General features: G+C 30.4%; 3 protein-coding genes and 1 riboswitch. Of the genes, 1 reads left to right on the forward strand and 2 read right to left on the reverse strand.

The window, feature by feature from the left end:
• Nucleotides 1-545: 545 nt before the first annotated feature.
• A riboswitch (cobalamin riboswitch) is annotated at nucleotides 546-739 on the reverse strand.
• Between the two features lie 169 nt (nucleotides 740-908).
• Nucleotides 909-1,322: a GtrA family protein gene (locus tag ACI3VO_RS07800; RefSeq protein WP_439757369.1), complete on the reverse strand. Its 414-nt coding sequence runs from the start codon at nucleotides 1,320-1,322 to the stop codon at nucleotides 909-911.
• A gap of 21 nt (nucleotides 1,323-1,343) precedes the next feature.
• The gene (gene ftsH, locus ACI3VO_RS07805) at nucleotides 1,344-3,326 is read right to left on the reverse strand and encodes an ATP-dependent zinc metalloprotease FtsH (RefSeq protein WP_439757370.1); all 1,983 of its coding nucleotides are present in this window, start codon (nucleotides 3,324-3,326) and stop codon (nucleotides 1,344-1,346) included.
• Nucleotides 3,327-3,635: 309 nt separating this feature from the next.
• Between ftsH and ACI3VO_RS07810 the strand changes: the two genes are divergently transcribed.
• Nucleotides 3,636-4,206, forward strand: a 571-nt coding sequence (locus tag ACI3VO_RS07810) for a lysostaphin resistance A-like protein (RefSeq protein ID WP_439757371.1), incomplete at its 3' end; no start/stop codon positions are given.

Genomic DNA, 4,206 nt, shown 5'->3' on the forward strand with positions numbered 1-4,206 from the left:
AAATACATACATAGGCAACATTGATAAAATTAAGCATAAAGCCAAAAATAATGTCCCTACTTTTTTGAATTTTTTCAATAAATTTTTCATTTTTTTCCTCCCATCCGTCATTTGGTATTGTCAAAAATATCTATTATTTTTCTGGGCAATCCTTTAACCTCACTTGATTTTTTATTTAAAACTATATCTCCCACCTCCTTTAAAGCATCAAAAAAGCACAATATAAATTGTGCCTTTAGAAACCTTTTTGATAAATTATATTTAAATACACCATGATAGATATTATGATAATTTAAATTTAAAATATTAAACAATCTACCTTCCGCCAACACATTTTATCTAAATTTGTGGAAATATGTGTATATCAACTATATGATAATCAGTTCTAATTAATTTATTTAATCATTAAATTTTTGTACAACAAATAAATATTTGTAATAACTAATTTTTATACAACACATAAATATCCACTATATCGAATTTTTTGTATAACAAATAAATCTCTTAGAACACAATTTCCATCTCCATTTACAATTACGTGTTGTATACGGTAGCAGTTATAAGCATGTATCCTGACTTACGCATTAACACTTCATCTTCCTTCTCATAAAAATATTTACAATGGAATAACAGATAAAGCTAAACGATCACAGTAGCACGACTGTATAAGAATTTCACTTATTTCCATCTTAGCTTAAAATCTAAATAGATAATAAGAACTTAAAACCGGTAATTGTTTATTTATTAAATTTTATGCTTTCAAATTATCATAATCAATTTTATATTTCAATATTTTCAAATAAAAACTACACAAAATTAGAACTAGTAGTACTACTAGTTCTACTATTAATATAAAAAAGGGATATGATACAAATTTTACTTTGCTTCATATCCCTTTAAATAACACTTTATGCATATTCTGGTTCGTCTTTTTTCTTAAATATTATAAGCTTACTACATACATAATTTAGAACTATAACCACCACATTAGTGACTATCTTAACAACTAAATCATTAATTCCAGCTAAAGTAGCCATCATGAATATTATCATCAGCTCTACAACTCCAGAAAAAATTCTACAGCCTACAAATGATGAAAATTCCTTTATTATATATTCTAATCTAGTTTCATTACTTTCAAATACAAAGATTTTATTAGTAACATACGCAAATACAACAGATGCTATCCATGCAATTGAATTTGAAATCAATATGTCTATACTGAATAATCTAGTGCACACAAGGTATGTAACTAAATTAGTCAAAAATGTAAATCCACCAAAGATTACATATAAAATGGCTTCTTTATACTTTTTAAACAACTCTTCTATCTCTCTCACTCCTTATTTTTTGCCGAGGTCTACGGTGTTTTCTCTCTTTTCAAGATTCACACCTTCACCCACAACATCAAATTTACTACCTTCAACTTCATCTATTATATCACTAGTTTCCATATTTGTGTCATTTTGTAATAAATTTGTATCTAAATTGTTATCTTTATTTAAGATTTCCATAAATTCTTCGCCTGTTATGGTTTCTTTTTCAAGTAAGAATTTAGATAATTCGTGGAGCTTGTCTTCGTTTTCTTTAAGTATATTCATAGCCTTTTTATGAGCTGATTTTATTATACTTAAAACCTCCTGATCTATCTTAGTAGAAGTTTCTGGTGAACAAGTAAGTGATGCATCTCCTCCTAGATATTGGTTTGTAACTGTTTCAAGTGCCATCATGTCAAAGTCGTCACTCATACCATATCTAGTTACCATTGCTCTAGCTATTTTAGTTGCTTGTTCTATATCATTTGAAGCTCCTGTTGTAAATGAGCCAAATATCAATTCTTCTGCTGCACGTCCTCCTGTGAAGGTAGCAATTTTGTTGAATGCTTCTTCCTTAGACATAAGGACTTTTTCACCTTCTTCAACCTGCATTGTATATCCAAGTGCACCTGAAGTACGAGGGATTATAGTTATCTTATGAACTGGAGCAGATTCAGTTTGCTTAGCTGCTACAAGTGCATGACCTATTTCGTGGTAAGCTATTATTGATTTTTCCTTTTGAGATATAACAGCTCCTTTTCTTTGGTAACCAGCTATTACTACTTCTACACTTTCTTCTAGGTCCTCTTGTAAAACTTCATGTCTTCCCATTTTGACTGCTCGCAATGCACCCTCATTAATTATATTTGCAAGCTCTGCACCACTCGCACCTGCTGTTGCTCTAGCTATTGCATTGTAATCTATATCCTTTGCCATGTGTACTCCTTTAGCGTGTACCTTAAGTATTGCTTCACGACCCTTTAAGTCTGGAAGCTCTACAGGAACACGTCTGTCAAAACGACCTGGTCTAAGCAATGCCTTGTCTAGTGAGTCAGGTCTATTAGTTGCTGCAAGTATTACAACACCTTTTTTGCCGTCAAATCCATCCATTTCTGTAAGCAATTGGTTAAGAGTTTGTTCTCTCTCGTCATTTCCTCCTGGCATTCCAGTATCACGTTTTTTACCTATTGTATCTATTTCGTCTATAAAAACTATACATGGAGCCTTTTCATTAGCTTGCTTAAATAAGTCTCTAACCTTTGCCGCTCCCATACCTACGAACATCTCAACGAATTCAGATCCTGATATTGAGAAAAATGGGACCTTAGCTTCTCCAGCTACAGCCTTTGCAAGTAGAGTTTTACCTGTACCTGGAGGTCCTACAAGTAGAGCTCCTTTTGGCATTATCGCACCGATTTCTTCGTATTTTTTAGGGTTGTGAAGGAAGTCCACTATTTCTGTAAGAGCTTCCTTGGCTTCATCCTGTCCAGCTACATCGTCGAAGGTTTTTCCTGTCTGTGCTTCTACATATACCTTGGCGTTACTTTTACCAAATTGCATTGCATTTGAAGCTCCACCCATTCTCTTTGTCATAGACTTCATAAGCCAATTTCCTATAAATAAGAATATTGCAAGCGGTAATACCCAGCTCACTATGAAATTGACTATCCATGAGTTTTCATCCTTTATTTGCTTTGTAAACTTGACATTATTATCTTGTAAGGTTTTAACTAAATCAGGATTTTCAACATATCCTGTATAATACGATTTTTTGTTGTCTTTATTTTCATCTGTTTCCTTTAAATTATATACTATCTCTGTATCACTCATTTGAACCTCTGACACCTGTCCTGCTTCAACCTGAGTTAAAAATGTGCTGTAATCTACTTCTTCATATATACGAGAATTTATGCTAGGTAAAAATAAACTATTTAGCATAACTACAAGTATTAAAATTAAAAAGAAATTAAAATAATTAAAATGTTTTGGTTTGTTTTTTTCTTCTTTCATTAATAATCACCTTTCCTATCTATACCTGTAAATTTTAAATTCGATTTAATAAACTATATTCTATCTTATTATTCTTTAAAAAATATTAAATCATTCTTAAATAATTTACATCATATATATTATTGTATATCCCCATCTACCATAATATCTCTTTCTATTGGAACATTATCTAAGCCCTCGGATATCCATATTCTAGCATAAATATAAGCTATTCTTATTAAGTGAATATGTATTTTTATAAAAATTTTATATAACTAAAATATACCCTTAATAGAGATAATTTACACAATTTTAAAAGGAGGTGTTTTTTTGAAAAAACAGGAATTCAACCAAGTAAAAATTATATCTTCTGTAGTAGTTTATATACTTATTAACTTTTTTGTGATGCTTATAGATTTTTTCTTAAATGAAGATATTTTAGATTCTGATATAGATTTACTTCAATTAATCTCAGATACTTTATTTATTTTATTTTTACTTTATAAATTTAAAGCTACATTTAGGAAGCTCGACAGTCTAATTCGAGATTTTATCGAAAAATTAAACATGAAAGAAATTGTAAATGTCGTCTTCACCCAAATTTGTATATCTATAGGCTCTACACTGTTGATTTTAGCTGTATTTTGCATAATCGATATAGATACTGCAAATTCACTAAATAGTGCCTCAGACGATTTATTTAAAAGCACTTTAATATCATTTATATTAACAGTAATAGCAGCACCTATAGTTGAAGAATTGCTTTTTAGAGTGGTATTTTTTAAGAGATTGTCTAGGATTTTCGATGTGTATACTGGTATGATGATTTCTTCTATATTATTCGGTATTTTACATGTGGAGTTGGCTGTAGTCGGCGCTGTAATTTTCGGAATTGCAAACT

This window comes from Intestinibacter sp., assembly GCF_051866655.1.
GTDB lineage: Bacteria > Bacillota > Clostridia > Peptostreptococcales > Peptostreptococcaceae > Intestinibacter.

Coding starts and splice junctions, on each gene's coding strand:
- ftsH (WP_439757370.1), bottom strand. CDS start 3,326: ATGAAAGAAGAAAAAAACAAACCAAAACATTTTAATTATTTTAATTTC.